Source organism: Gordonia sp. NPDC003425 (genome assembly GCF_053588635.1).
The window spans coordinates 259,951-285,337 of sequence record NZ_JBSFQI010000002.1; the positions used below are offsets into that span (position 1 = coordinate 259,951).

General features: G+C 67.9%; 25 protein-coding genes. 16 read left to right on the top strand and 9 right to left on the bottom strand.

What is annotated here, in order from left to right:
• The first annotated feature begins 16 nt into the window (after window positions 1–16).
• On the top strand, window positions 17–265 hold the full coding sequence (locus ACWDTD_RS03710; protein WP_449745709.1) for a DUF2530 domain-containing protein: 249 nt from the start codon (window positions 17–19) through the stop codon (window positions 263–265).
• Window positions 266–325: 60 nt separating this feature from the next.
• On the opposite strand, the gene ACWDTD_RS03715 is transcribed toward ACWDTD_RS03710, so the two are convergent.
• A complete protein-coding gene (locus ACWDTD_RS03715; RefSeq protein ID WP_449745710.1) occupies window positions 326–1,255 on the bottom strand; it encodes an MmyB family transcriptional regulator in 930 nt (309 codons plus the stop codon).
• A gap of 101 nt (window positions 1,256–1,356) precedes the next feature.
• On the opposite strand from ACWDTD_RS03715, the gene ACWDTD_RS03720 reads away from it, so the two are divergent.
• The 3 genes from ACWDTD_RS03720 to ACWDTD_RS03730 are packed head-to-tail and all read left to right on the top strand — an operon-like array spanning window position 1,357 to window position 3,927.
• On the top strand, window positions 1,357–2,406 hold the full coding sequence (locus ACWDTD_RS03720) for an alcohol dehydrogenase catalytic domain-containing protein (RefSeq protein WP_449745711.1): 1,050 nt from the start codon (window positions 1,357–1,359) through the stop codon (window positions 2,404–2,406).
• Between the two features lie 41 nt (window positions 2,407–2,447).
• Window positions 2,448–3,479 (top strand): aldo/keto reductase, encoded by a 1,032-nt coding sequence (locus ACWDTD_RS03725; RefSeq protein WP_449745712.1) that lies wholly within the window; start codon window positions 2,448–2,450, stop codon window positions 3,477–3,479.
• A 46-nt stretch (window positions 3,480–3,525) separates the two neighbouring features.
• Window positions 3,526–3,927: a (R)-mandelonitrile lyase gene (locus tag ACWDTD_RS03730; protein WP_449745713.1), complete on the top strand. Its 402-nt coding sequence runs from the start codon at window positions 3,526–3,528 to the stop codon at window positions 3,925–3,927.
• Between the two features lie 255 nt (window positions 3,928–4,182).
• Here ACWDTD_RS03730 and ACWDTD_RS03735 read toward each other — a convergent pair whose 3' ends face one another.
• A complete protein-coding gene (locus tag ACWDTD_RS03735; protein WP_449745714.1) occupies window positions 4,183–4,587 on the bottom strand; it encodes a type II toxin-antitoxin system VapC family toxin in 405 nt (134 codons plus the stop codon).
• 3 nt (window positions 4,588–4,590) lie between these two features.
• A complete protein-coding gene (locus ACWDTD_RS03740; RefSeq protein WP_449745929.1) occupies window positions 4,591–4,863 on the bottom strand; it encodes a type II toxin-antitoxin system Phd/YefM family antitoxin in 273 nt (90 codons plus the stop codon).
• Window positions 4,864–5,032: 169 nt separating this feature from the next.
• On the opposite strand from ACWDTD_RS03740, the gene ACWDTD_RS03745 reads away from it, so the two are divergent.
• The 6 genes from ACWDTD_RS03745 to ACWDTD_RS03770 all read left to right on the top strand — a co-directional run bounded on the left by ACWDTD_RS03745 (window position 5,033) and on the right by ACWDTD_RS03770 (window position 11,505).
• Complete coding sequence (locus ACWDTD_RS03745; RefSeq protein ID WP_449745715.1) at window positions 5,033–5,824, top strand: enoyl-CoA hydratase-related protein; 792 nt, start codon at window positions 5,033–5,035, stop codon at window positions 5,822–5,824.
• Between the two features lie 32 nt (window positions 5,825–5,856).
• Window positions 5,857–6,606 carry an SDR family NAD(P)-dependent oxidoreductase gene (locus tag ACWDTD_RS03750; RefSeq protein ID WP_449745716.1) on the top strand — a complete coding sequence of 250 codons (750 nt, stop codon included), beginning with the start codon at window positions 5,857–5,859 and terminating at the stop codon, window positions 6,604–6,606.
• 8 nt (window positions 6,607–6,614) lie between these two features.
• Window positions 6,615–8,303: a class I adenylate-forming enzyme family protein gene (locus ACWDTD_RS03755; protein WP_449745717.1), complete on the top strand. Its 1,689-nt coding sequence runs from the start codon at window positions 6,615–6,617 to the stop codon at window positions 8,301–8,303.
• Window positions 8,300–9,508, top strand: coding sequence for an acyl-CoA dehydrogenase family protein (locus tag ACWDTD_RS03760; RefSeq protein WP_449745718.1), 1,209 nt, complete (start codon window positions 8,300–8,302; stop codon window positions 9,506–9,508). The genes ACWDTD_RS03755 and ACWDTD_RS03760 overlap by 4 nt, the downstream gene beginning before the upstream one ends.
• Before the next feature lie 103 nt (window positions 9,509–9,611).
• Window positions 9,612–10,757 (top strand): acyl-CoA dehydrogenase family protein, encoded by a 1,146-nt coding sequence (locus ACWDTD_RS03765; protein WP_449745719.1) that lies wholly within the window; start codon window positions 9,612–9,614, stop codon window positions 10,755–10,757.
• Between the two features lie 64 nt (window positions 10,758–10,821).
• The gene (locus tag ACWDTD_RS03770; protein WP_449745720.1) at window positions 10,822–11,505 is read left to right on the top strand and encodes a TetR/AcrR family transcriptional regulator; all 684 of its coding nucleotides are present in this window, start codon (window positions 10,822–10,824) and stop codon (window positions 11,503–11,505) included.
• On the opposite strand, the gene ACWDTD_RS03775 is transcribed toward ACWDTD_RS03770, so the two are convergent.
• The 3 genes from ACWDTD_RS03775 to ACWDTD_RS03785 form a co-directional block, all read right to left on the bottom strand.
• Complete coding sequence (locus ACWDTD_RS03775; protein WP_449745721.1) at window positions 11,493–13,712, bottom strand: outer membrane protein assembly factor BamB family protein; 2,220 nt, start codon at window positions 13,710–13,712, stop codon at window positions 11,493–11,495. The two genes, ACWDTD_RS03770 and ACWDTD_RS03775, sit on opposite strands and share 13 nt — an antisense overlap.
• Before the next feature lie 244 nt (window positions 13,713–13,956).
• Entirely contained in the window at window positions 13,957–14,529 is a 573-nt protein-coding gene (locus ACWDTD_RS03780) for a phosphatase PAP2 family protein (protein WP_449745722.1), read from the bottom strand.
• A 19-nt stretch (window positions 14,530–14,548) separates the two neighbouring features.
• A complete protein-coding gene (locus tag ACWDTD_RS03785; RefSeq protein WP_449745723.1) occupies window positions 14,549–15,691 on the bottom strand; it encodes an acyl-CoA dehydrogenase family protein in 1,143 nt (380 codons plus the stop codon).
• A 97-nt stretch (window positions 15,692–15,788) separates the two neighbouring features.
• Between ACWDTD_RS03785 and ACWDTD_RS03790 the strand changes: the two genes are divergently transcribed.
• Window positions 15,789–16,379 carry a TetR/AcrR family transcriptional regulator gene (locus ACWDTD_RS03790; RefSeq protein ID WP_449745724.1) on the top strand — a complete coding sequence of 197 codons (591 nt, stop codon included), beginning with the start codon at window positions 15,789–15,791 and terminating at the stop codon, window positions 16,377–16,379.
• Between the two features lie 108 nt (window positions 16,380–16,487).
• On the opposite strand, the gene ACWDTD_RS03795 is transcribed toward ACWDTD_RS03790, so the two are convergent.
• Both ACWDTD_RS03795 and ACWDTD_RS03800 read right to left on the bottom strand, forming a co-directional pair.
• A complete protein-coding gene (locus tag ACWDTD_RS03795; protein ID WP_449745725.1) occupies window positions 16,488–19,409 on the bottom strand; it encodes a sacsin N-terminal ATP-binding-like domain-containing protein in 2,922 nt (973 codons plus the stop codon).
• A gap of 4 nt (window positions 19,410–19,413) precedes the next feature.
• A complete protein-coding gene (locus ACWDTD_RS03800; protein WP_449745726.1) occupies window positions 19,414–20,196 on the bottom strand; it encodes a DUF3027 domain-containing protein in 783 nt (260 codons plus the stop codon).
• A gap of 94 nt (window positions 20,197–20,290) precedes the next feature.
• Between ACWDTD_RS03800 and ACWDTD_RS03805 the strand changes: the two genes are divergently transcribed.
• Both ACWDTD_RS03805 and ACWDTD_RS03810 read left to right on the top strand, forming a co-directional pair.
• Complete coding sequence (locus ACWDTD_RS03805) at window positions 20,291–22,342, top strand: MFS transporter (RefSeq protein WP_449745727.1); 2,052 nt, start codon at window positions 20,291–20,293, stop codon at window positions 22,340–22,342.
• Window positions 22,343–22,345: 3 nt separating this feature from the next.
• Window positions 22,346–22,897, top strand: coding sequence for a DUF2771 family protein (locus tag ACWDTD_RS03810; RefSeq protein WP_449745728.1), 552 nt, complete (start codon window positions 22,346–22,348; stop codon window positions 22,895–22,897).
• 58 nt (window positions 22,898–22,955) lie between these two features.
• On the opposite strand, the gene ACWDTD_RS03815 is transcribed toward ACWDTD_RS03810, so the two are convergent.
• On the bottom strand, window positions 22,956–23,369 hold the full coding sequence (locus ACWDTD_RS03815; RefSeq protein WP_449745930.1) for a cold-shock protein: 414 nt from the start codon (window positions 23,367–23,369) through the stop codon (window positions 22,956–22,958).
• Between the two features lie 201 nt (window positions 23,370–23,570).
• On the opposite strand from ACWDTD_RS03815, the gene ACWDTD_RS03820 reads away from it, so the two are divergent.
• Genes ACWDTD_RS03820 through moaA form a run of 3 tightly spaced genes read left to right on the top strand, consistent with a single transcriptional unit; the run spans window position 23,571 to window position 25,380 of the window.
• Window positions 23,571–23,780, top strand: a complete 210-nt coding sequence (locus ACWDTD_RS03820) for a hypothetical protein (RefSeq protein WP_449745729.1) — start codon at window positions 23,571–23,573, stop codon at window positions 23,778–23,780.
• Complete coding sequence (locus tag ACWDTD_RS03825) at window positions 23,777–24,313, top strand: flavin reductase family protein (protein ID WP_449745730.1); 537 nt, start codon at window positions 23,777–23,779, stop codon at window positions 24,311–24,313. Before ACWDTD_RS03820 ends, ACWDTD_RS03825 begins: the two co-directional genes overlap by 4 nt.
• Window positions 24,310–25,380 carry a GTP 3',8-cyclase MoaA gene (moaA, locus tag ACWDTD_RS03830; RefSeq protein WP_449745731.1) on the top strand — a complete coding sequence of 357 codons (1,071 nt, stop codon included), beginning with the start codon at window positions 24,310–24,312 and terminating at the stop codon, window positions 25,378–25,380. Before ACWDTD_RS03825 ends, moaA begins: the two co-directional genes overlap by 4 nt.
• Window positions 25,381–25,387 lie beyond the last annotated feature (7 nt).

Below are 25,387 nucleotides of genomic sequence, written 5' to 3' on the forward strand. Positions count from 1 at the left end.
AAGCTACCCTGAGGCCATGGCCGACGCAGCCGACATTCCGCAACTCCCCCGCGCCCTGCGCGCACCCGAGCCGGTGATCGCGGTCGGGATGATGGCCTGGCTGGTGGCCACGATCGTCGTGTGGATCACCGGCTGGGGTGATGACCGCACGCTCGCGGTCTGCCTGGTGGGCCTCGCCGTGGGTGTGCTGGGCACGACGATCTTTCTCGTCCAGCGCGCCGCGGCAAGGCGGGGTGATCGCACCGCACAGCGCGGGCTGGACTGAGCGCACGGGCTGTTCGAGACCCGACGCAGCCGATCGGCCGACCCGGTCAGTGGGTCCCGGTCAGTGGGTCCCGGGCAGGTCGGCGGCCCCGCGAGGTCGGTGGGGCGCGGCCAGTTCGGTGTCGAGGTGTTCTTCGCTGGCCGCCCACGACGCGAGCAGTCTGAGTCCGTCCGCGGTGGGTGTGCCGGCCGCGGCCGTGTAGACGTTGAGCTGCAGCCCGGGTTCCGATGGCAGTTCCATGCCCTCGAAGTCCAGGTCGAGTTGCCCGACGGCGGGGTGGCGGAGCCGTTTGCGGCCGCTCCGATGGAACCGGACGTCCTGGGAGGCCCATCGACGGCGGAAGACCTCGCTTCGAGTGGACAACTCGCCGACGAGTTGGATCAGCTCTTGATCGTGCGGGTCGCGTCCGGCCTCCAGACGCAGCATCGCCGCCGCATCGGCGGCGATTCTGTCGTAGTCGACGAAGAACTCTGCTGCCTCGGCTGGGTGCAGATAGATGAATCGGGTGGTGTTGGCCGGGCGTCGCGGATCGGCAAGTATCGGCGAATAGAGTGCTCGGGCAAGCTGATTCATGGCAATGATGTCGTGTCGGCCGTTCCGGATCCAGGCCGGGGCATCGGTGATGGCGTCGAGGAGTTGCCGCAGCGGTGGGCGGATGGTCGCGTTGGCCGTCCGTGAACGTCGGCGTCGGGAGCCGGAGTCCGATTGTCGCGCCAGGGCGTGCAGGTGTTCACGTTCGGCGTCGTCGAGTTGCAGCGCGTCGGCGAGCGCGGCCAGGACACCGTCCGATGCGCCTGCCAGACTTCCCCGTTCCATCCGGACGTAATAGTCCACCGACACCCCGGCCAGCAGCGCGACCTCCTCGCGCCGCAGTCCCTTGACGCGGCGGTTGCCGCCGTAGGCGGGCAATCCCGCCTGATCCGGCGTGATCCTCGCCCGTCGCGAGCTGAGGAACTCGCGGATCTGGATGCGAAGGTCTGCGCTCACCATGAAATCCAGGGTAGGCACCGAACCCGGCGCGCGGGAGGCACTGCCAGTACCTGGAACAGCAGTGACTCCCCCTCGGGCCGCGGCTGCGGTGAACTGAAGTCATGAAAGCCATCTACATGTACGGCGCCGGTGATGTCCGGGTCATCGACGTCCCCGATCCCCGCATCGAACAGCCAAACGACGCGCTGGTGCGCGTGGTCCGCGCCTGTGTGTGCGGCAGCGACCTCCACCCGTTCCACAGCATGCCCGATACCCCGGAGGGGGCGTCCATGGGCCACGAGTTCATCGGCGTGGTGGAGGAGGTGGGCGCCGACGTCTCCACGCTGAGTGTCGGCGACTTCGTCATCGCGCCGTTCGCCGTCTCGTGCGGGACGTGCGAGTTCTGCCGCGAAGGCCTGCAGACGTCGTGTCTGCGTGGGGGATTCTGGAACGACGCAGCCCTGGGCACCGCCGGTGCGCAGGCCGAGGCCGTTCGGGTGCCGTTCGCCGACGGAACGCTGGTGCCCGTACCGGTGGACGAGAGCGCCGACGATGCGCTACTCGCCTCACTGCTGACCCTCTCCGACGTCTACGGCACCGGCTGGCACGCCGCGGTGCGCGGCGGTGTGACAACCGGGAGCGTGGTCACCGTGATCGGCGACGGGGCCGTGGGACTGCTGGCAGTTCTCTCGGCTCGCCAACTCGGTGCGCAGCGCATCATCCTGATGGGCCGGCACCGAGCCCGGACCGACCTGGGCCGGCGGTTCGGTGCCACCGAGGTCGTGGCGGAGCGCGGCGACGAGGGCATCGCGCGGGTCCGCGAACTCACCGGAGGCCTGGGCAGCCCCGTGGTGATAGAGGCCGTCGGACATCGACCGGCCTACGACCAAGCCGTTGGCATCGTACGTGCCGGAGGTGTCATCAGCCGCGTCGGGGTACCGCAATACGCCGACGCGCCAATCGGTTTCGGCTCGCTTTTCGGACCCAACGTCACGCTCACCGGCGGCCCGGCACCGGTGCGGGCCTACATCGATGGCCTCCTTCCCGCCGTGCTCGATGGCACGGTCACGCCTGGTGAGGTGTTCGACCGGACGGTGTCGCTGGCCGACACCCCGAAGGCATACGCGGCGATGGATGCCCGCGACGCCCTCAAGGTGGCCGTACGCCCGTGAGCAGCGACGTCTGAAGCAGAGACAACAGAGAGGATCTTGCGATGAAATACCGACCACTCGGTCGTACCGGTGTTCAGGTCAGTCCGCTGTGCCTGGGCGCAATGATGTTCGGCCCCTGGGGAAACGACGACGAAGAGGACTCCATTCGCATCATCCGGGCCGCCCTGGACGCGGGCATCAACTTCGTCGACACGGCCGATGTCTACTCCGCGGGGGTGTCCGAAGAGATTGTCGGGAAGGCGCTCGCCGGTCGGCGCGACGACGTGTTCCTGGCGACGAAGTTCTTCATGCCCATGGGCGATGACCCGAACCACGGTGGAGGCTCTCGCCGGTGGATCATGCGGGCCGTCGAGGATTCGTTGCGGCGCCTGCACACCGACCACATCGACCTGTACCAGGTGCATCGGCCCAGTGCCGACACCGACATCGACGAAACCCTGGGCGCGCTCACCGACCTGGTCCATCAGGGCAAGGTGCGCTATATCGGATCGTCGTCGTTCTCGGGTTCGCAGATCGTGGAGGCCCAGTGGGTCGCCGCGGACAACCGGCTGTCCCGGTTCGTGACCGAGCAACCTCCGTATTCGATTCTGGTCCGCGGCATCGAGGAGGATGTGTTGCCCGCCGTCGGTCGCCACGGCATGGGAACGCTGACCTACAGTCCCCTGGCCGGTGGATGGTTGTCGGGACGATGGCGTAAGGGGACGTCGTCGGCACCCACCTCGTCTGCCCGCCCGAGCGCACGTTTCGACATGTCGGTGGCGAAGAACCAGCGCAAGCTCGACATCGTCGACGAGCTCGCCCACCTCGCGGAGCAGAGCGGAATCACGTTGATCGACTTGGCGATTGCGTTCGTGCTCAATCATCCCGGCGTCACCGCGGCGATCGTCGGTCCACGCACCATGGCGCAACTCGACGCCTACCTGCCGGCTGCGGACGTCACACTCTCGACCGACGTGCTCGACCGAATCGACGAACTCGTCGCACCCGGCGTGACGGTCAATCCCGACGACAACAGTTACGGCGCTGTCGAACTCACCCCGAGTGCTCGCCGCCGTGGCGGCACCCGGGAATAGCGTTGGTTCCCGGCAGCAGCACTACCCACGACCAGGAGAACACGACATGATCCTCGACAAGCGTCACCCGACCACGAAGAATCCCGCAGAGCAGTTCACCGGAGATGTGTGGCTCGATCCCATCGCCTCGCCCCGCGATCCGGGCCAGAAGATGGTTGTCGCCAAGGTGCTGTTCGCTCCCGGCGCCCGCACCGCCTGGCATAGCCATGCATTGGGTCAGACCCTGCACATCTTGCGGGGAGTGGCGTGGGTGCAGTCCCGCGGCGGCGAAAAGGTCCACGTCCTCCCCGGGCAGACCGTGTATTGCCCTCCCGGTGAGGAACATTGGCATGGCGCAAGCAACGACTCGTTCATGGAGCACCTGGCAATGCTCGACACCTGCACCGACGACCCTGCCTCGACAACCACGTGGCTTGAGCACGTGACCGACGAAGACTACCTGGCATGACGTGACGACAAGCCCGGCGCATCTCGGACGAGAACGCGGGCGTGATCGTTCGTCGGCCCGGATGAAATGCGAGAACGAGCTTTGTCGGTGGCCTCTTGTGGCGTGGTTGCAAGGCACCCCCAACATCAGACACACCGGCACAGAAAACGTTGCAGTCCAACATCATCCATCTCGACCAACGCCGCCGCGCACGGGCGCACACCGACCCGCCCGGCGACTGATGGGCGACAGAACACAAATGCCTTACGCCTACCGCTACCGAGGCGCCCCAACGGGATCGGTGACCTGCAAGCCCAGGTGTTCGGCGACGTTCTTCATCCTCGCGTCGTGTGTGGCCACCGTCACCGGCTCCCCGATCAGCAGTGCAGTGGACAGGTGCAGTGCATCAAGGGTCTTGACGTGCCGCTCGATGGACTCGGCGACGACGTGCGTTGTCCGGGTGATGTCAAGCAACCCAACGCGATCGAGCAGCGGTGTCGCATCCGCGGGCGGCCTGCCGTCGCGCCGCAAGACCCCGATCACCTCGGTGCGCAGCAGCCGTGACGAGACGAATGTCGTCCCCGGCGACTGCATCCACGATTGCAGCCTCTCACGATCGGGCACATCCAGGATCGTGCGCAGCGCCACCGACGAGTCGAGGTACACCAATGCTGCTGCCACGGATCAGTGATCTCCACGCATCTCGTCGAGAAGCGCATCGACCTCGGCAGCTGTATACGTTGGCCCGCCCGGACGCTCGGGCCACGGAGCAGGATCGGCGGCCGTTGGCGTGTAGCGCCCTTCACGTTCGAGCCGGGCCAGCATCGCCTCCCCGTCGACGACTGCGCTGAGCCGCCACCGCGGCCTGCCCCGCTCGGTCACCACGACATCCTCGGTGTCGGTGACCTGGTCGAGAACGGCCGCGGTCTGCTGGTTGAGTTCGCGCTTGGTGATCATGCGCACGGAGCAGTTGTACTACCTTTGTCAAGACATCGGCTCTTTCAGAGACTGGCTCTTTCAGACACCGTCAGCGCCAGGCCGTTGACACATCGGCCGCAGTGAATGTACGTTCATTCACCATGAGGCGACGATCACCGTCGCGGAGTAGAGCAAGGAAGGCAGCGACATGGACTACGAGGACATCGACTACACCGTCGAGGGACCGACCGCGATCATCACGATGAACCGGCCGCACCGCTACAACGCGTTCCGGGCGAAGACGGTCGAAGAGATGATCAACGCCTTCCGCCGCGCATGGGCAGATCCCGGCGTGCAGGCGGTGATCCTCACCGGTGCCGGGGAGAAGGCGTTCTGCACCGGCGGCGACGTCAAGCAGCGCGCCGAGACCGGCGACTACGGACCCAGCGAGAGCGGCATGTTCGAGATCGGCAACCTGCACAAGACCATCCGCGACATCCCCAAACCCGTGATCGCGGCGGTTAACGGACTGGCCATCGGCGGTGGACACGTGCTGCACGTGCTCTGCGATCTCACGATCGCCGCCGACACCGCGCGATTCGGTCAGTCGGGGCCCAAGGTCGGCTCGTTCGACGCCGGCTTCGGGTCGGCCTTTCTCGCCCGCATCGTGGGTGAGAAGCGGGCGCGCGAGATCTGGTACCTGTGCCGGCAGTACGACGCGGAGACCGCCGAGCGATGGGGCCTGGTGAACTGGGTGGTTCCGGCCGCCAACCTCCTCGACGAGGCGAAGAAGATCGCCGCGGAGATCGCCGAGAAGTCGCCCACCACACTGCGTTTCCTCAAGCAGAGCTTCAACGCCGACACCGATCATCAGGCCGGACTCTCCAACATGGCGATGAGCGCTCTCGACCTGTTCACCCACTCCCCCGAGGGACTCGAGGGCGCCACCGCGTTCGCCGAGAAGCGCGCCCCGCAGTTCAACCAGTACGTCGGCGTCTGAGCCGACCCGCACCCGACCACCGAGGAGAATCCATGAGCAGCAACAGCATCGCCGTCGTCACCGGCGCCGGATCGGGCATCGGCAAGGCCATCACCCTCGCCTTCGCCGAGCAGGGCACCACCGTCGTGGCCGCCGACCTCGACCTCGACGCCGCCAAGCGCACCGCCGAATCGAGTCCCGCCATCGTGCCGATGGCCGTCGACGTCGCCGACCGCGTCACCGTCGACGCGCTGCGCGACGCGGTGAACGCCGAGGTCGGCGTCCCCGACATCCTGGTCAACGCCGCCGGGTGGGACCGCACCGACCAGTTCCTCAACGCCACCACCGAATTCGCGGAGAAAGTGGTCGCGATCAACTACCTCGGACCCGTGCACATGGCCAGCGCATTCCTGCCGGGCATGGTGGAGGCCGCCAAGACCGACGGCTGGCGGGGCGGCCGGGTGATCAACCTCGCCTCCGACGCCGGCCGGGTGGGCAGCGCCGGCGAGAGCATCTACGCGGGCGCCAAGGGCGGCGTCATCGCACTGAGCAAGTCCCTCGCACGCGAGATGGCGCGGCACCAGATCACCGTGAACGCCGTCTGCCCCGGGCCCACCGACACACCGTTGTTCCAGGCCCAGCCCGACAAGCTGAAAGAAGCTCTGGTCAAGGCGATTCCGTTCCGCCGGCTCGCACGGCCCGACGAAGTGGCCGCCCCCGTCCTGTTCTTCGCCTCGCCCGCGGCGTCGTTCATCACCGGACAGGTGATCAGCGTCAGCGGCGGCCTCACCATGGCGGGATGAGGTGTGTCATGAGTGACGTCTACGACGCACACCAGTACCGCGAGTTCTTCACCCGCGAGTTCACCTACCTGAACGGCTTCCGCCGCAACGTGTCCCGGTATGCCGACGCGATCGCGATCATCGATCCCGACACCGGAACCGAATGCACCTACGCCGAACTGGGCCGTGCGGTGGACGCCATCGCCGCGGGTCTCGTGCAGCGCGGCGTCGCCGATGGCGACGTGGTGGGCTACCAACTGTTCAACGGCACCGAGTTCGCCAAGCTCTACCTGGCCACCCAGGTGGCGGGCGCGGTGGGCTCACCCGTCAACTTCCGCCTCGCAGCGGGCGAGACCGCCGTCATTCTCGACGTCAGCCGGCCGCGGGTCTACGTCTACGACACCGACCTGACACCGATGGTCACCGAGGCCATCACCCGCGCCGATCACACCCCGGCATTGTTGGTGGGGGTGGGCACCGGAGACCTGGTGGACCACCCGGCGTCCATTCGGTTCGACGAGCTCCCCGACGCCTCTGCCCCGGTTCCGTCGACCGAGCGCGGCATCTTCGACGAGACCACCCGCCTCTACACGTCGGGCACCACCGGCATGCCCAAGGCGGTACCGATGAACAGTGCGATCGAGATCTTCTCCGCGCACGACGTCATCATGCACTTCCCGCTGACGCCCGAGGACCGCACGCTCAACATGACCCCGTGGTTCCACCGCGGCGGACTCTATTGTGCCGGGCCCAATCCCACGTTCTACCTGGGTTCCTCGCTGGTACCGATGCGCACCTTCGACGCCGACACCACCCTGGACTGGGTGGAGCTCCACCGTCTCACCTTCCTGATCGGTGCGCCCACCAACCTGGCGATGCTCGCGGCAGCGCAGCGGCAACGCCCCCGCGACTTGTCGAGCCTGCGCGGCATCGTCACGATGGGGGCTCCGCTCGAACGCGACGCGGCGCTGCTGTACCAGGAGGTGCTGACCCCGCGGATCTTCAACGGCTACGGCAGCACCGAGGGATTTTGGAACACCTTCCTGCGGCCCACCGACCTGCCCGAGCACGCGGGTACCGCCGGACGCGCCTGCATCGACGACGACGTCCGTGTGGTGCGCGTGCACGACGACGGTCATCTCGCCGACCCCGACGAGGTGGTGGCCCGCGACGGCGACGAGGTGGGCGAGGTGATCATCCGATCACCCAAATGCGCTGCGGCGTACTTCGACTCACCCGACCAGGAGAAGGCGAAGTATCACGGCAGCTGGCTGCACATCGGCGATCTGGCGACCTGGGACGCCCAGGAGTTCGTCACGATCGTCGGACGCAAGGACGACATGCTGATCTCCGGCGGCGAGAACGTCCACCCGGTCCAGGTCGAGGAAGCCCTCAACGGACACCCGTCGGTGATCGACTCGCTGGTGGTCGGCGTCCCCGACGAACGGTGGGGTCAGATCGTGGTGGCCTACATCGTCACCGACGAGGCCGCCCCGGCCACCGCCGAGGAACTCGACGACTACTGCCGCGATCATCCGATGCTGTCGCACTTCAAGCGACCGCGCGCCTACCGGTTCGTCACCTCGCTTCCCGTATCGGCCACCGGAAAGAAGCTGCACTACAAGGCCAGTCAGAACGCCGCGGCCGATATGGCCGCCGGTGCGTTCACCTCTCCCGAGCACCTGTCCACCTCCACCTCCCAGGGAGCCGCCCGATGAGCACCACCACCTCGACCGCCGCCTTCTCCGCCATCGACCCCCTCAACATCGACCTCGGCTACTCCGACGACGAACTCGCCGTCCGCGATGCCGTCCGCGGGTTCCTGGGCGACCACGTCACCCCGCACATCGCCGACTGGTTCGAGGCCGGCAGCATCCCGATCGCCCGCGACCTGTTCAAACAGTTCGGGCAGCTCGGTGTGCTCGGGATGCATCTCGACGGATACGGTTGCGGCGGTTCGTCATCGGTGCACTACGGCCTGGCCAGCCTGGAACTCGAGGCCTGCGACTCGGGCATCCGCTCGATGGTGTCGGTGCAGGGCTCGCTGGCCATGTTCTCCATCTACAACAACGGCAGCGAGGAACAGAAGACCCACTGGCTGCCGTCGATGGCCGAGGGCACCACCATCGGATGCTTCGGCCTCACCGAGCCCGATGCCGGGTCGGATCCGGCGTCGATGAAGACCAGGGCCCGACGCGACGGCAGCGACTGGATTCTCGACGGCCGCAAGATGTGGATCACCAACTCCCCCATCGCCGATGTTGCGGTGGTGTGGGCGCACACCGATGACGGTGTGCGGGGTTTCATCGTGCCCACCGACACACCGGGTGTGACCACCCCGGAAATCAAGCACAAGCTGTCGCTGCGGGCGTCGACCACCGGTGAGATCGTGCTGGACAACGTTCGGCTTCCGGCCGACGCACTGATGCCCGGCAACGCCGACCTGCACAAGGGCAACGGCATCAAGGCCCCGCTGTCGAGCCTCACCGAGGCTCGCTACGGGATCATCTGGGGATCGATCGGCGCCGCCCGCACCGCTTGGCAGGCCGCGGTCGACTACGCCTCAGCGCGCACCCAGTTCGGTCGGCCCATCGCCGGTTTCCAACTGACACAGGCGAAGATCGCCGACATGGCCGTCGAACTGCAGAAGGGACAACTGCTCGCCTATCACCTGGGCCGGCTGAAGGATTCGGTCGGGCTGCGTCCGGATCAGGTGAGCTTCGGCAAACTCAACAACACCCGCGAAGCCATCAAGATCTGCCGTACGGCCCGTACCATTCTGGGCGGCAACGGGATCTCCCTGGAGTATCCGGTGATCCGGCATATGGTGAACCTGGAGTCGGTGCTGACCTACGAGGGCACTCCCGAAATGCATCAACTCGTGCTCGGCCAGGCATTCACCGGTCAGAACGCGTTTCGCTGAAGGTCTCGATACGCGGACTCGCTCCGCTCGCCCGCCACTCGACCAGCGACAATACGCGGACTCGCTCCGCTCGCCCGCTACTCGACCAGCGACAAGAGGAACAATGAGCTCACTCACACACGACATCGAACACCGTCAATTCCGCGACACCGCAGCACGTTTCGTCGCCGAACAGATCACGCCCGCGCACGAGGCGTGGGAGGAGTCCGGTCAGTGGGACCGCACCCTGTTCACCGAGGCCGGCAAGAACGGACTCCTCGGGTTCGAGGTGGCCGAGGAGTTCGGCGGTCCCGGCGTCGACGACTTCCGGTACAACGCGATCCTCATCGACGAGATCGCACGCACCGGCGCGGCGGCCGAGGCGATCGCGTTCTCTCTGCAGAACGACGTGGTGCTCCCGTATCTCACCGAACTGACCACCGACGAGCAGAAGGCCCGCTGGTTGCCGGGCGTGGTGGCCGGCGAGACGGTGCTCGGTATCGCGATGACCGAACCGGGCGCGGGCAGCGACCTGACCGGCATCCGGACGTCGGCGGTCCGCGACGGCGACCACTACGTGGTCAACGGCTCCAAGACGTTCATCTCCAACGGCCGCAGCGGCGACCTCTTCGTGGTGGCCACCCGCACCGGCCCCGACAAGCACAAGGGTCTGACCCTGCTCGTCGTCGAGGCGGACACACCCGGATTCCATCGCGGCCGCAAGCTGGACAAGATCGGGTTGCACGCCCAGGACACCAGCGAACTGTCCTTCGAGAACATGCGGGTTCCGGTGACCAACCGCCTCGGTGAGGAGGGGCAGGGTTTCTATCAACTCGTGCGCAACCTGCCGCAGGAACGGCTGTCGCTGTCGATCGGCGCGGTGGCCGCTGCCGAGGGCGTGCTCGCTGCCACCCTGGAGTACGTCAGGGAACGCACCGCTTTCGGCTCACCCATCTCGTCGTTCCAGAACACCCGGTTCGTACTCGCCGAGGTGGCCACCGAACTCGACATCGCCCGAACCTTTCTCGACGACTGCATCGCCGAACACGTCCGGGGCGAGCTGACCGCGGCGCGCGCTGCGCGGTTGAAGTGGTGGGCCACCGAACTGCAGGTCCGCACCGCCGACCGGTGCCTGCAACTGCACGGCGGATACGGGTACATGCGCGAGTATCCGGTGTCACGCGCGTTCATCGACGCGCGGATTCAGACCATCTACGGCGGCACCACCGAAATCATGAAGACGATCGTCGCCAAGGATCTCGGCATCTGACCCACTACAGTTGACCCACAACAGCGGTGAACGACAATTCACCGGGCAGCTTTCAGGAGGAACAGTGGCGAAAACGGCGGCGGCGCGATCGACGTCGGATCTCGCGGTCGAGGACGCGGTGCGCGCGGTCCGCGTCTCCTCGCGCCGCAGGCAGCTCCTCGACGCGGCGGTCGCGGTGATGGAACGTACCGGCTTCCACCAGATGTCGATGCAGGCACTCGCCGAGGAGGCACAGGTCAGCGTGGGCCTGTTCTACAAGTACTTCGGCTCCAAGGAAGACATCCTGCTCGCCGCCATCGTCGACATCCTGGAAACCTTCCGCGACCAACTGCAGCCCGCCATGGACCTCGCCGGCGACGATCCGGTGGAACAACTCATCGCGGGTTTCCGCCAGTACGCGCAGATCGTCGATGAGAACCGCGACGCTGTGGTGCTGACCTACCGGGAGAGCCGCACCCTCGACTCCGCGGGACGCGACCGCATCAAACAACTCGAGGTGGAGACGTCGGCACCGATGCGCGACGCGATCACCGCCGGCATCGCCGATGGTGTGATGCAGGCCGACGTCGACGCCGACCTCGTGGTTTTCGACCTGATGATGCTCGCGCACGGCTGGGCGCTCAAACACTGGCACTTCGCAGGGGACCGCTCGCTCGCCCAGTACGTCGACGCCCAGCTCCGGTTTGCGTTGCCCGCCATCGTGGTGCCCGACAAGCTCAACCACTACCTGGCAGATCACCGGCGATAGACCGTCGACCCGTCCGGCGGCGCGGTGGTGCTGATCAGTTTGGCGAAGCAGTGGTCACCGTCGAATCCCTGTGCGGCACACCAGCTGTTCGCTTCGGCGGGTCCGGGGAACGTGGCGGCGGCCACCGTGACCCACCAACCCTTCTCGCTGAACACGCTCCACTCGTCGCTCCACAGCAGCCGGACATCGTTGAATCTCAGTCGCAGGCGCAGGAATTCGTCGAGGATCGCGGCGTCATCCCACGTTCTGCCGTCGGCGACGAGTCCCGGTCGTTTCGAACTGAGCTGGGCCACCCAATGATTGTTCAGGTTGGCGAGAATGAAGGCGCGGTCGGCGTCGGCCTGTTGCCGGAGAGCATCGCCGGTGGTCGCGGCGAGATCGGTACCGGGAGGTAACGCTGCGCGCGCGGCGACTTGTGCCGGGGCGGGGCTGCCGGGTGCCGGGCTGGGCAGCCGGTCTGTTCCGGTCTGCGGCCCTGGATCGCACTCCACCACATAGGTGTGCCCGGTCGACGCGGTGCCGCCAGTCTGCGTCCCCAGCGTGTCGGGCAGCCGGAAGAAGCTGCCGGGCGGATAGGTGAGGTCCATGGTGATGGACCCGCCGTCACCCGACGACGGCTCCGGGATCGCCGCGGGTGTGCGGGAGAAGTCGAACACACCGGCTGCCACCAGGTGCCCGGCGTCGCTGATGGAGATGCTCGTTTGCGGCCCGGACAGCACATCGCCATGTGGACACTTGGCGGTCACCTTCATCGTGACCACCAGGCCGCCGGTCGAGGTACGGAACTGCTGCGGAGTGAAGATGGGCGGCGTACCGCAGCGGGTCACATACGAATCGCCTCCCTTGGTGCCGCCCGACGACGCGGTCGGTGCTCCGGGAACGGTGGCCGGGCCGCCGGTGGGCGTCAGTCCCGTGATGGCGGCTCCCGACGCGGCGACGAGGTTGCCGCCGGAAGCGACGACTTGGGGCGGCAATAATGAGGTGGATCCGTCCAGCCCCGTATTGCCGATGTCGCCGGCGGCGAGTGCCCATGCCGGAGTGCCGGTGCGCAGGTCGAGCGCGGTCACGCCACCGTCGCCGGTGCCGACGACGAACCTCGTGCCGTCGGTGGTCCCGCTGCCGCTGTATCCGGAGTTCACCGGGGCGGTCCACAACTGTCTGCCGGTGGCGGTGTCGGCCGCGACCACACGGTCGTTGAGGCGCACCACCGTCTGCGTCTGGTCCACCACGCTCAGCGACGCACCACCCTCGGAGCCGAGTGGGGTCGCCGTCCATGTCGAGGAACCGGTTGTCGCCGACACGAGTCGGCCGCCGACCAGTACGAGTTGGCTCTGGTCGGGACTCGCGATCTCCGGCGCGGAGACTTCCCGCCCGGCGATCTCGGTGGTGGACCCGTCGGGGTGGACAACGGTGACCGGCCCGTACGTGGGTCCACCGACGCCGTCCGGATCTCCGACGACCACCGCGATCGAGCCGTCGGGCAACCGTTCCAGAGTTGCCGAGCCGGGCCTGTTGAGGATCTCGTGGCCGTCACGGGCAGAGATCACCACCACGTTGCCGCCGCCACTGGCATACAGTGCCGGGGTCGCGGTCACCGCGGAGGAATCACCGGCGGGCATGCCGTCGGGAAGGGTGAACCGCTTGGTCCATTCGACGCCCTTGGGTGTCAGCTTGGTGATACTCAGGCTGCCGTCGGTGAATGACCGCAAGAACGCCGCATCACCGTTGTAGGCAACTGCGTAACTCCCCGAGGACGCCGGCACGTTCGCCAGCGCGTGGCCGTCGGTGGTGTCGACAAAGGTCACCGAAGTGTCGTCGTAACAGGCGATGCGATGGTCGACGATCGTGTCGGCACATCCCTTGAACTGTTTCTGCGCCCTCCAGGTGTTGCCGTTGTGCGCGTCAATGCCGACCAGCTGGTGGCCACCGGTGCCACCTGCACCCATCTGGCCCACCATGGTGAGGATCATGGCGTCGTCACGGACCGTTCCTGCGCTGAGGTACTGATTTCGCGAGGGATCGACGGAGATGAAGCGGTCGCCGCCGAACTGCGTCGCCGACACCTTCCACCCGGCAGTCGGGGCCGTCGGAAACGCCCCGCTCAGCTGCCCGGCGAGCAGCTTGCCCGCCGAGGACTCGTCGGACGAACGATGCGTCCACCACACTCCCGCCACCGCGACGATCGCGATCACCAGCAGCACCGCCACGGCACCGAGAATCCACGGAACGATCCCGCGCCGGCGCGGAGGCCCGGATGATGGCGATGGGGAGGAAAGCGCGGGTCCGTAACCGGGCATCTCCCCCCGCTGCATCGGAATCCCCGCCATCGTCGGCTGATATGCGGGATCGCCGGGGCGGGGACTGTATTGCCAGCCCCCGGAGGGCGGACCGGGGTTCACCATCGCTCAATTACATCCGACGCGCAGCGGCGTCAGATGTCACCCGAACGGATCAATTGTCGACCGAACGAGTCGACGATCGGGGCCACCACCGGGCCGGCACCGCGGCGCACAGCGCCACGAAAAGCGCACCCAACACCCACCCGGCGATCACGTCGGTCATCCAGTGCACCCCGAGGTAGATACGCGTGAGTCCGACGAACACCGAGAGCACCGGCGCCAGGGCGAGCCACCACGGATGCTCGCGTACCCCGTCGACGAGCCGATAGGCCACCACCGCCAGCAAGCCGAACACGACCATCGTCATCATCGCGTGCCCGGAGGGAAACGAGTAGGTCTCGATGTGCAGCAGACGGTCGTCGCGCGGCGGTCGGGCCCGCGCGACAAGGTGTTTGAGCGCCACCATGAGGCCGTAGCCGACGAGCGACCCCACCACGAGGAACACCGACTCCACACGGTGGCGCCGGATACCGAGGGCCACCGCGACCACAGCCACCACAACGGCCAGGGTCACCGTGTTGCCCAACAGCGTGCCGACATGCGCCAGGGTGGTCCACGGCTCGGCGCGGTGGTCCACCACCCAGTCGGTGACGGCACGGTCTGCCCCGACGATAGGGACGATCATCGCCTGCTGCACACGTCGACTATCGCGCGGCCAGGGCCCGGCTGATCACCAGACGCTGAATCTGGTTGGTGCCCTCGAAGATCTGCGTGATCTTGGCCTCCCGCATGAAGCGCTCCACCCGGTAGTCACGTGTGTACCCGTACCCGCCGAACACCTGCACGGCGTCGGTGGTGACCTTCATCGCGGCGTCGGTGGCGACGAGTTTCGTGGTGGCCGCCGCGCGCGAGTACGGACGACCGGCGTCGCGGCGCCGGGCGGCGTCGAGGTAGGTGGCCCGCGCCGAGTCGACGGCGGCGGCCATGTCGGCGAGCAGAAAACCGAGGCCCTGATGGTCGATGATCTTGCGGCCGAACGTGGTTCGTTGCTGCGCGTAGTCCACCGCGGCGTCGAGTGCCGCCTGTGCCAGCCCGGTGGCCACGGCGGCGATGCCGAGTCGGCCGGAATCGAGTGCGGAGAAGGCGATTTGGAGACCTTGGCCTTCGTCGCCGAGTCGGCGCTTCGCGTCGACGAATGCGTCGTCGTAGGTCGCCGACGTCGTGGGCACGGCGGCCAGCCCCATCTTCTCCTCGGGCTTGCCGAAGCTCAGGCCTGGGGTGTCGCGGGCCACCAGGAAACACGAGATGCCCTTCGAGCCGTCACCCGACCGTGCGAACAGGTTGTAGACGTCGGCGATGCCCCCGTGCGTGATCCAGGCCTTGGCACCGTTGACCGAATAGCCGCCCTCGACTGGTGACGCCTTGCAACCCAGGGCGGCGGCGTCGGAGCCGGCCTGCGGCTCGGACAAGCTGTACGCGCCGATCAGCTTGCCCTCCAGCAGGTCTGGAAGCCATTGCTGCTTCTGCTCTTCGGTGCCGAAGGAGAACAGCGGATGACAGGCGAGTCCGTGCACACTGGTCGCCACCGCGACCGACGCCCAGCGGGCGCCGAGTTCTTCGAGCACCTGCAGATAGACCTCGTACGGCTGTCCGCCGCCTCCCCACTCCTCCGGATACGGCAGACCGAGCAGTCCGGCCTCACCCATCTCCGCGAACAGTCCGTCGGGATAGCGCTCGGCCTTCTCGTACTCGTCGACGATCGGCAGGAACCGCTTGTCGGCGAAGTCCCTGGCCAGAGCAATGAGATCGTGCGCCTCATCGGTGGGCAGCAATCGGTCGACGGGCATGACGTTCCTCCGAACGAGTAACTTCCTTGGTACTGGAGTATGCCAGATAGTACTATCACCGGTGTTCGCGCACCAGAGACAACCCGGGATGTGGCCCATGAGCAGCGGATTCGCCACGCAACGCCAAAGCGACCTCTTCGACGAGCTTCTGGCGCTGATACTGGCCGAAGGTTTCGCCCATCTCGGCATCGCCGACCTCGCCGCGCGCCTGCACTGCTCCAAATCGACGCTGTACACGCTCGCCGACAGCAAGGAACAACTCGTCACCAGGACGGTGACCCACTTCTTCCGCACCGCCACTGAGCGGGTGGAAGCGCAGGTGTCCAGAGCCGACGATGCCCGCGCTGCCGTACTCACCTACCTCACCACGGTCGGCGACGCGCTCACCCCCGCCTCCGAACAGTTCATGACCGATCTGAACGCGTTCACCCCGACCCGTGAGCTCTACGCCCAGAACACCGCGGCTGCCGCACGGCGGGTGCGTGAACTGATCGTCGCCGGCGTGGCCGCGGGCGAATTCCGCGACGTGGACGCCGCATTCGCCGGGGATCTGGCCGCCACGATGATGAGCCGAATCCAACGACGCGAGGTCGCCGCGACCACCGGGCTCGACGACGCGCACGCCTACCGGCAGCTCGCGTCGATCCTCATGCACGGGATCGACGCGGAGCAGAACTGCGCTGCCTGACCCGCGAGTTCTCGGTGATTTGCCAGCGCCGCAGCGCTTCCCGCGGCCCGTCTCGGTTCCCGCGAGTGGTCGACGGACCGCGGGAGCAGAGACGGTCCGCGGGAAGGGTCAGAGTGTGTGGCCGACGGCCGTCCCGCGGCGGCGCAAATGCGTGATGCCCCGGTCGTCGACCCACCAGTCGACGGGGACGGTGCGTTCGTCGTCGCCGTGCCGGACCCGCACGGTCAGGATGTCGTGCAACCGCACCTCGCCGCGCTGCGGACGCCGTCCGGTGAGCACCCCGAACAACACCGCCTCGGTCACCGATCCCGTGGCCGCGGACCCCTCGCCGTCCACCTCGGCTGCGGCTGCCTCGGAAGCGATCGGCACGTCGAGGATCTCGGCGAGCAGTTCGGCGTCCGCATGCTCCGTCGCGCCCATCACCACCATCTCGCCGGGGTCGAACACCTGCACCCACCACGGTTCGTCGATCACGACGGCGGCCTCCGACGTGCCACCCGACACGACGCGAATCCGTTCGGGGACAGCGAGATCCGCAGGATCGAACACGCCGCGTCGTGCGGCCGCGACGATCACCGCATAGACCTCTGCGGCGGTTCCGGCGCTCACCGTCCGCTGCGGGTCGCCGAGGTTGCGGAGGAGATCGTCGACGTCGGCTACCAATTCGACCGCCGAGCCGCCGAGTGCGTGGCGCAACGCATCAGCGTGCGGATGGTCGAGGACGTCGCGGACGCCGTCGAACGCGGTGTCGGCCGGGGCGCGATACCAGCCGAGCCGATGGCCGTCGATCCACGCGTGCTGACGCAACCACCAACAGGTGTATCCGTCGCGCCGTGCGAGCAGTGGCGCCAGCGCCTCGTCGGTGGCGAGCAGCGTGAGCGCATCGGCCCAGCGATCCTCGTCGACGAGATCCAGATCACGCACCGCGGCAAGGGTTTCGGGTGGCTCGGGGCGCTCGTCCCACCACTGCTCCTCGTCGGGCAGGTCGTGGTCGGGGGCGGTGGGCAGGTCGTCGGTGACGGTCATGAAGCCCCACCCCACGCCGATCCGGCGCAGCGCGTCGGCCCCGGCCTCCTCGATCAGATCGTCGGAGACGAGGCCGAAAGGATGGTCGTCGACCAGGACCGAGAGCAGTGGGCTGTTCGGCAGGAGCAGTTCGTCGGCCGGCCGCCAACCGCCGTCCGCGTCGGGAATGGGTAAGCCGCGCAACCAGTCCGGCACGGTGGCGTGCGGGTCTGCGCGTACCGCACCCAGGATCTCGTCGACGAGCGCACGCATGTCCGAGCCGGCGGTCCCGGAGTCATCGGGATCGTCGTCGATGCTGTCGAGACTCTCGTCGAGCGACGACACCATCTCGCGAAGGCCCGCGTCGGCCAGTGCGTCGGACACCTCGATGCGCTGCAACCCGAGTCGGTCGAGCAGCGGATGATCGGCGTCGGGATCGACGGTCGGCAGCCACCGGAGCGGCATGGGCGTGGCGATGCTCACCAAACCCCGTGCGCCCACCGACATCCGGCCGTCGGCGCGTGGCACGGGCAGTGCGGAGAGTTCCTCGGCCTCACGCGCGGTGGGCACGAGCGGGCCGAGCGCTGCGTAGAGTCGATGCCACCAGCGTGCGGGGCGATCGACCCCGATGAGGCGCTCGGCCACCTGCGCAAGCGACAGCGGGGTGACCCCGACCCGTTCGAGAGCCGGAAGATGTTGCGGTGCAGAAATATCAGGGTGTACCAGGTCGGCGAACGCGTCACTGAGAATTTCGGCGAGTTCGGTGCCCAGACCGGCGACGCACACGGCGCGCGCGGGCACCAGATCACCACCGTCGGCGCCCGGTAACCACACCGAGTCACGCAGTTGCTCGAGGATCGCCTCGGTCAGTCGCGCGTCGTCGGCGTTGCGGACCCGTTGCGGCGACGGGATGAGGAACACCCGGTCGCCCTGTTCGACGATCTGCATCAGCTCGACGTAACCCGAAGCGGCGTCGGTGATGTCGGCACTCGGATGCAAGTGCCGGCGATCGGGGGTCAATGGCAGCGTCGTGATGACGCGGCACGGCAGTCCCAGTTCGATGTCGGTGGCGGTGGGCGCGTAGAGCACATCCGGGCCGGACGGGGCGATGTGGTGGGGCCGCAGGTCGCCGAGCATGCGCGCAGCTCCGTCGGACTCGTCGGCCTCGGCCACCAGCCAACGGGTGGTGCCGTCGGACACCTCGCGCCACGACCGCACGGTGCGCGCGGAACCCTGCGGGGAGGTCTCGCGAACCACGAGCCGTCGGGCGGTGACGCGACGATCGTTGCGCGGCAGCGTGATCGGTTCCTGCTCCACCGTGAACACCCGTGCGGCCGCACCGTCGCCTACCGTGATCCCGTCGAGCGCATCGAGCGCTACCAGCAGATCGGGCACCTGCGTGGTGATCGTCTCGAGAAGCGCATCGGCATCGACATCGGGGCGGAGGTGCAGCACGACCTCGGTGGCGAAACCCTCCACCGGGCCGGCGTCGACGGGCCATGCCAGCCGCAGCAACGGCACCGCCCCACCGGTCCGATCCCGCTCGATTCCGGCGGCGCGCACGGCGTCCTCGGTCGCGGCGAGATCGAACCGGATCGATCCACTCGTCGAACGGATCTCCACCCCGTCGGCGACCGTGGCCGTCGACGTGAATCCGACACCGAAGCGGCCGATCTGGTCGCGCGCGGGCTTCTTTGCCGAGACACGCAGCGCGACAAGCGATCTGACTCCTTCAGGGGTCAGTGGTTCACCCGTGTTGGCGACGTGGAGGTCGCGCTCGTCGAGCCAGACGGCCATCCGCCCACCCGATCCGGGGTCGGCCGCCGCGGCGGCGTCGGCCGCGTTCGCCGCGAGTTCGGTGAACATGCGGTCGCGATACCCGATGGTGGTGAGGTCCGCCTCGGCGGTGTGGTCCTCACGCAAACGGGTGGGCGAGGACACCCACGCACGCAGGGTGGACTCGCGAAGGGCGCGCGTACCGAAGGGGTCGTGGGATCGGCCGTCATCGGCCGGCCCGGGTGTCACGCGCTCAGGAGGGTGCGACGATCTCGAGAATGCCGTCGTCGTAGGCCTCGTAGATCGGCGAACTGTCGCTCTTGGGCGCTTCGACGTCGGAATGTGCACCGCACCCGTATTCGGCGGACACCACCCGCGCGTCGGCGGCATATTCGTTGGCGCACGCACCGAAGGCCGCGCGCAACGACCCCGACAGCGGGATGTAGAAGCCGCAACTGTCGCAACAGAACGGCGCGGCCTGGGCCATCTCCGATCCCGGTCCGAAATCACCGTCGTACCAGCGTTGCGCCGCCTCGTCGCGGCCTTCGCGGCTCAACACACGCTTGCGACCGAGTCCGAGTTCACCGCCGGCCTGCGCGATGTCGTCGGGGTCGGTCTCCTCCGACTCGGTACGGAACTCGTCACCGGTGTCGATCTGATTCGGCACCAGGCGCACGTCGTCGGGGTCGGTGGCCAGCACGTCCCCCGGTGCCAGGTCGCCGCCGGCCACCCGGTCGGCCCACGGGATCCAGTCGGGGGCGAGCAGTGCGCCCTGCCCCGGGAGCAACGCCGTCTCGCTGACGGTGACGTGGTCGGCGTCGGGTGAAGCGGCGACCACCGCGCACCACTGCCAGCCTCGGTAGCCGACGAGGTCGGCGTCGAAGTAGTGGGCGACGGCCCACTCGCCCTCGGGAACAGCCGCGCGATGTGCGCCGGGCTGCGCTCCGTCGGCCACCAGAGCCGCCCGGGCCACCTCGGCCGCGTCGATCAACGCCTGGTTTCCGGTTGCTGCACTCACCCCACCAGTGTGCCGCATCACCGCCCCGCGCCCCTACCCCACCCGGCGCCTTCGATGAGGAACAATCGATGAGGTGATCCGATGGAGGCGGGGAAACGGGGACACCGACCGCATGCATTCGCCCACCGGCGACTCCGGGGACGCCTCCACGCGCCCGGCAGACGCCGGATACGCGCATGACGTGGGGCCGGGGCACACCGACGACCGCACCCGGCGCCGGGCGGCCGCGCATCCCGGCACGGCCAACTATCCGCCCGGTGATTCCCACTCCGGGCGCCGGAGCCATCCGGGGCGGGGCGCAGCCGGTGATGCCTATCTGCCGCCGCCGACCCGCAACCCGCACCTGCCGCCGCTCGACGACCAGACCGAGACCATCGGTGCGCGTAGCACGCGGGCGATGCCGTCGGAACCCGAGACCGATCGGCATGCGACGCAAGCGGGTGGTCCGAAGAAGATCACGGTGATGCGCGTGGCCGCGATGCGCAGTCGACAGCTCACCGGGCGCGGCGTGGACATGATCTATTCGGCGGCCACCGCCGACGGCGCCGACAAATCGGGACTCACCGCGCTGACGCTTCCGGTGATCGTGAACTTCGCGGTCGACGCCGCGATGGCCGTCGCCTTGGCCAACACGTTGTTCTTCGCGGCGGCCACCGGCGAATCGAAGACGAACGTGGCCCTCTACCTGGCGCTCACGATCGCGCCGTTCGCGCTGATCGCACCGCTGATCGGCCCGCTGCTCGACCGGCTGCAGCACGGCCGGCGCATCGCCATGGCCACCACCTTCGGCCTGCGGACCGTCCTGGCGCTGCTGATCATGAGCAATGCCAGCTGGAATTCGGTGACCGGCCAACTCCAGTACGACCCGTGGGTGCTCTATCCCTGCGCGCTGGGTCTGCTGGTGTTGTCGAAGTCGTTCGGCGTGCTCAAGTCGGCGGTCACGCCACGGGTGGTGCCGCCGAGCATCGATCTGCCGCGGGTGAATTCACGGCTGACCACCTTCGGCCTGATCGGCGGCACCATCGTCGGCGGTGCGGTGGCCGCACTGTTCGAATTGCTGCTGGGCAAGGTGTTGCCGATCCACATTCCCGGCGCACTCGCGTGGCTTGCGGTGATCTCGGCGGTCGGCGCGTACCTCTGCCTACGGATTCCGTCCTGGGTGGAGGTCACCGAAGGTGAGGTGCCGACCACCATCAGTTACCACGGTCCCGTCGACACGCCCCCTGCGCCGGTGCCGGGAGAGGCCGCCACCGACGGCCGCGGCGCGAAGGCCGCCGCCCGTGCCCGCCTCGGCGCACGGGCGATCGCCCAGACCATCCGGCAGCCGTTGGGCCGGACCGTGGTGGCCGGACTCTGGGGCAACGGGACCATCCGGATTCTCACCGGGTTCCTGACGCTCTACATCGCGTTCTACGCCAAGGCGCAAGACGCGACCCACAACAGCTGGATGCAGCTGGCACTTCTCGGTCTCGTGGGTGCGGCGGCGGGCGTGGGCAACATGATCGGCAACGGCGTGGGTACCCGACTCGAACTGTCGAATCCGCCGCGGATCGTCGTGTGGGCGACTGCCGCGTGCTTCGTGGTGGCGGTGCTGACCGCCATTTTCGGCAACATCCTGGTGGCCGCTGTTGCAGCGCTGGTGGCCTCGGGCACCAGCGCCATCGGCAAGGTATGCCTGGACTCGTCGATCCAGGACGACCTGCCCGAGCGGTCCCGGGCGTCGGCGTTCGGGCGGTCGGAGACGGTGCTGCAGCTGTGCTGGGTGTTCGGCGCATCGCTGGGGGTGTTGCTGCCGACGGCGCTGTGGATCGGGTTCACCGTGGTCGCCGTCTTCCTGGGCCTCGGACTGGTCCAGACCGTGCTGACCACCCGCGGGTCGTCGCTGATTCCCGGAATGGGAGGTCGGCGTCCCGACCATGCCGCCCCGACGGTGGCGTTCTCCGCAGCCGCGACCACCCCGTTCACCCACCCGACGCAGCGATCGTCGACCCGGCCGGGCACCGGCGCCGCGTCACCGCACACGCCCGCGACCGCACCCACCCGGCCGCAGCCGACCCACCGCGAGCCCAGACGGCACCATCACCTCGGTCCGCACCGGCCGCCGGAATCATCGAACCCGCCGGGACCACCCCATCGGCCACCGAACACCACAAGCCATCATTAGACCGTGCAACTGCGAAGCGGGGAGAAGAAGGCCATCGCCATCATCGTGGTGGTGGCGGTGCTGTTCGTGGCGGTGGTCGGCGGCACGGTGGCAGCGCTGACCGTCGGCAGACATCATGACGAGGGCCCCCACCTCCAACTCGCGGTCGGTGACCGCCTGGTGCGGGTCGAACCGTCCATCCGTTGCGACGTGTTCGGCAACAACTGCGAGCCGAAAGACTTGTCGCAGGCCACTTTCGGCCACGTCCCGGTGCCCGTCGGAGAATCCGTGCTGATGTCGGTTTCCGCCGACATCGCACGACAGCCGTGGACACTGGTCACGCAGTACGCCGACGCTCGCGGTGTGATCACCGACCCCGATCCCGAACCCGTGTACAAGAAGAGCGGCGCCACCTACACCGTGACCCTGCCCTCCACCCACGACCATGTGCTGGTCAAGATCGAGGTCAAGGTCATCTCGGCGCAGACCACGGCGACGGCGCTACCGTTCCGGGCGGTTTTCGCTGTGGACACCACACCGGAGGGCTTCGAACTCGTAGGGCCTCCGGTGGCGTGAGTCGTGCTGCCGCAGTCCGCTGGCGCGAGACGGGCAGCCCGGTGAGCGGCCCGAACGCTCAGCGATCGAGTTCGCGGGTCACCGCGCGCACGACCTCGGAGATCCGCTGCGCGGTCTTACGATCCGGGTAACGACCCTGACGCAGGTCCGGCTGGACCTTGCCCTCGAGCAGCGTGATGAGGTCGGCGACCATCCCGTGCAATTCGTCGGGGGTGTGCCGCTTGGCATCCTTGCGGGCGGCCTCACGAACGTTCTTCGCGACGCTCGGCGCCGGTTCGAGCACGGTGACAGTCAGCGCCTGCGGACCCCGGCGTCCCGCGGCGATTCCGAACTCCACGCGCTGGCCGGGCTTGAGTGACTCGACACCCTCGGGCAGCGCAGACGATCGGACGTAGACGTCCTCACCGCTCTCCTGGGAGAGGAACCCGAAGCCCTTCTCCGCGTCGTACCACTTCACCTTGCCGGTCGGCACCGTGCTCACCTTCATCTTCGTCGGACCATCACAACAAAAAGACGCCCACCCATGACTGCACCAAACAAGCCAGGAAGCAATGAGCAAGGCGTCCGCTGTTCACCATTCTAGCCAACCGCCATTCGAGCGGTCACCGGCATTACCCCCGTCGCGGGCGACGACACCGCGCACCCACCCGGACGGGTCATCTACCGTGGACATATGCGCAAGAATTCGTCCACGCGTCTGCTGCAGGTCGCCGGACTCGTGTTCGTGATCGGCCTCGTCGCCCTGATCGCGCTTTTCGTCACGCCGATCGTCGCCCACGGCGCGACGGCACCCACATTCGTGTACCTGCTGACGATGTGCGCACCGCTGGGATTCCTGCTCGGCATCGTGTTCGCGCTGCGATCGGGCCGGCGGGCGAGGTGACGTCTCGGCACGTCGAACTGGCTCCGGTCTCCGATGCCGGCGCGCTACGCCGCGCCTACAGCTGTTTTCCGACCGGGGTGGTCGCCGTGTGCTGCCGTTCCGACCACACCGCCGAGCCGATCGGCATGGCGGCCAGCGCATTCACCACCGTCTCGCTCGATCCGCCGCTGGTTTCGGTATGCGTGCAGAATTCGTCGTCCACATGGCCGCGACTGCGCGATGCCCCGGCCATCGGCGTCAGCGTCTTCGCCCATCATCAGGGCGCACTGTGCCGCCAGCTCGCCGGGCCCGCCGATCACCGGTTCGATGCCATCGAGCCCTACGGCACCGACGCGGGCGCCCTGTTCATCCCGGACGCCAGCGCACATCTGTCCTGCCACCTGCGTGGTGAGGTCCCCGCGGGTGACCACACCGTCGTCCTACTCGAGATCGATGCGTTGCGCAGCGACCCCGACGTCGAGCCGCTGGTGTTTCACGCGAGCACCTTCCGCGCTCTCGAGGCACGCCCGGCGGCTCCTGCGGAGGCACGATGACCGTCGTCGCACTGGGACTGCCCACGCTGCCGCGCGACACCGCCGATGTGCCCGCGTCCGGGCCGCTGCTCGACACCTACGGACGCGTGGCCACCGACCTGCGCGTCTCGGTGACCGACCGGTGCAATCTGCGCTGCACCTACTGCATGCCCGCCGACGGCCTGGACTGGCTGCCCGGCGCCGACCTGTTGACGACAGACGAGTTCATCCGGGTGATCACCGTGGCCGTGCGCGACCTCGGCGTACGACGCATCCGGTTCACCGGCGGCGAACCGCTGCTGCGGCGCGACCTGGAGGACGTGATCGCCGGCGTCGCCGCGTTGCCCCGGCGCCCCGAGATCGCACTCACCACCAATGGCCTCGGGCTTGCTCACCGGGCACCCGGATTGGTCGCCGCCGGACTCGATCGCATCAACGTCTCGCTCGACACCGTCGACCGCGCCCGTTTCGCCGAGATCACCCGGCGCGACCGCCTGCACGACGTCGTCGACGGCCTCGCCGTGGCGCGTGCCTGCGGACTCGCGCCCATCAAGATCAACGCCGTATTGCCCGCCCGCGCCGATCTGCAGCGGTTGCCGCAGTTGCTGCGGTTCTGCCTCGACAACGGCTATCAGCTGCGGGTGATCGAACAGATGCCGCTCGACGCCGATCACCGCTGGGACCGCTCGGCGCTGGTCACCGCCGACGAGATCCTCGCGGTGCTGCGAGAAGCATTCGACCTCGCCGACGACACGCGGGCGCGCGGCAGCGCCCCGGCCGACACCTGGATCGTCCGCGGTCATACCGATCCGGCCGGCGACCCGGCCCGGGTGGGGGTCATCGCCTCGGTCACCCGGCCGTTCTGCGGCGACTGCGACCGCACCCGACTCACCGCCGACGGGGCGCTGCGCAACTGTCTGTTCGCCGACACCGAGACGTCGCTGATGGACGCTCTGCGCGGCGGTGGGCACGACGGTGAGATCGCCCGTCTGTGGCGCGCCGACGTCTGGCGCAAGAAGGCAGGGCACGCGGTGAACTCGAGCGACTTCCGGCAGCCCGACCGCCCGATGTCGGCGATCGGTGGTTGAGGCGCCG

What these genes read in the sequence shown, in the direction of transcription:
- ACWDTD_RS03765 (WP_449745719.1), top strand. Translation starts at nt 9,612, where the DNA reads ATGAGCTCACTCACACACGACATCGAACACCGTCAATTCCGCGACACC.
- ACWDTD_RS03720 (WP_449745711.1), top strand. Translation starts at nt 1,357, where the DNA reads ATGAAAGCCATCTACATGTACGGCGCCGGTGATGTCCGGGTCATCGAC.
- ACWDTD_RS03820 (WP_449745729.1), top strand. Translation starts at nt 23,571, where the DNA reads ATGCGCAAGAATTCGTCCACGCGTCTGCTGCAGGTCGCCGGACTCGTG.
- ACWDTD_RS03740 (WP_449745929.1), bottom strand. Translation starts at nt 4,863, where the DNA reads ATGATCACCAAGCGCGAACTCAACCAGCAGACCGCGGCCGTTCTCGAC.
- ACWDTD_RS03745 (WP_449745715.1), top strand. Translation starts at nt 5,033, where the DNA reads ATGGACTACGAGGACATCGACTACACCGTCGAGGGACCGACCGCGATC.
- ACWDTD_RS03750 (WP_449745716.1), top strand. Translation starts at nt 5,857, where the DNA reads ATGAGCAGCAACAGCATCGCCGTCGTCACCGGCGCCGGATCGGGCATC.
- ACWDTD_RS03760 (WP_449745718.1), top strand. Translation starts at nt 8,300, where the DNA reads ATGAGCACCACCACCTCGACCGCCGCCTTCTCCGCCATCGACCCCCTC.
- ACWDTD_RS03710 (WP_449745709.1), top strand. Translation starts at nt 17, where the DNA reads ATGGCCGACGCAGCCGACATTCCGCAACTCCCCCGCGCCCTGCGCGCA.
- ACWDTD_RS03730 (WP_449745713.1), top strand. Translation starts at nt 3,526, where the DNA reads ATGATCCTCGACAAGCGTCACCCGACCACGAAGAATCCCGCAGAGCAG.
- ACWDTD_RS03790 (WP_449745724.1), top strand. Translation starts at nt 15,789, where the DNA reads ATGAGCAGCGGATTCGCCACGCAACGCCAAAGCGACCTCTTCGACGAG.
- ACWDTD_RS03755 (WP_449745717.1), top strand. Translation starts at nt 6,615, where the DNA reads ATGAGTGACGTCTACGACGCACACCAGTACCGCGAGTTCTTCACCCGC.
- moaA (WP_449745731.1), top strand. Translation starts at nt 24,310, where the DNA reads ATGACCGTCGTCGCACTGGGACTGCCCACGCTGCCGCGCGACACCGCC.
- ACWDTD_RS03800 (WP_449745726.1), bottom strand. Translation starts at nt 20,196, where the DNA reads ATGCGGCACACTGGTGGGGTGAGTGCAGCAACCGGAAACCAGGCGTTG.
- ACWDTD_RS03725 (WP_449745712.1), top strand. Translation starts at nt 2,448, where the DNA reads ATGAAATACCGACCACTCGGTCGTACCGGTGTTCAGGTCAGTCCGCTG.
- ACWDTD_RS03805 (WP_449745727.1), top strand. Translation starts at nt 20,291, where the DNA reads ATGCATTCGCCCACCGGCGACTCCGGGGACGCCTCCACGCGCCCGGCA.
- ACWDTD_RS03715 (WP_449745710.1), bottom strand. Translation starts at nt 1,255, where the DNA reads ATGGTGAGCGCAGACCTTCGCATCCAGATCCGCGAGTTCCTCAGCTCG.
- ACWDTD_RS03780 (WP_449745722.1), bottom strand. Translation starts at nt 14,529, where the DNA reads ATGATCGTCCCTATCGTCGGGGCAGACCGTGCCGTCACCGACTGGGTG.
- ACWDTD_RS03785 (WP_449745723.1), bottom strand. Translation starts at nt 15,691, where the DNA reads ATGCCCGTCGACCGATTGCTGCCCACCGATGAGGCGCACGATCTCATT.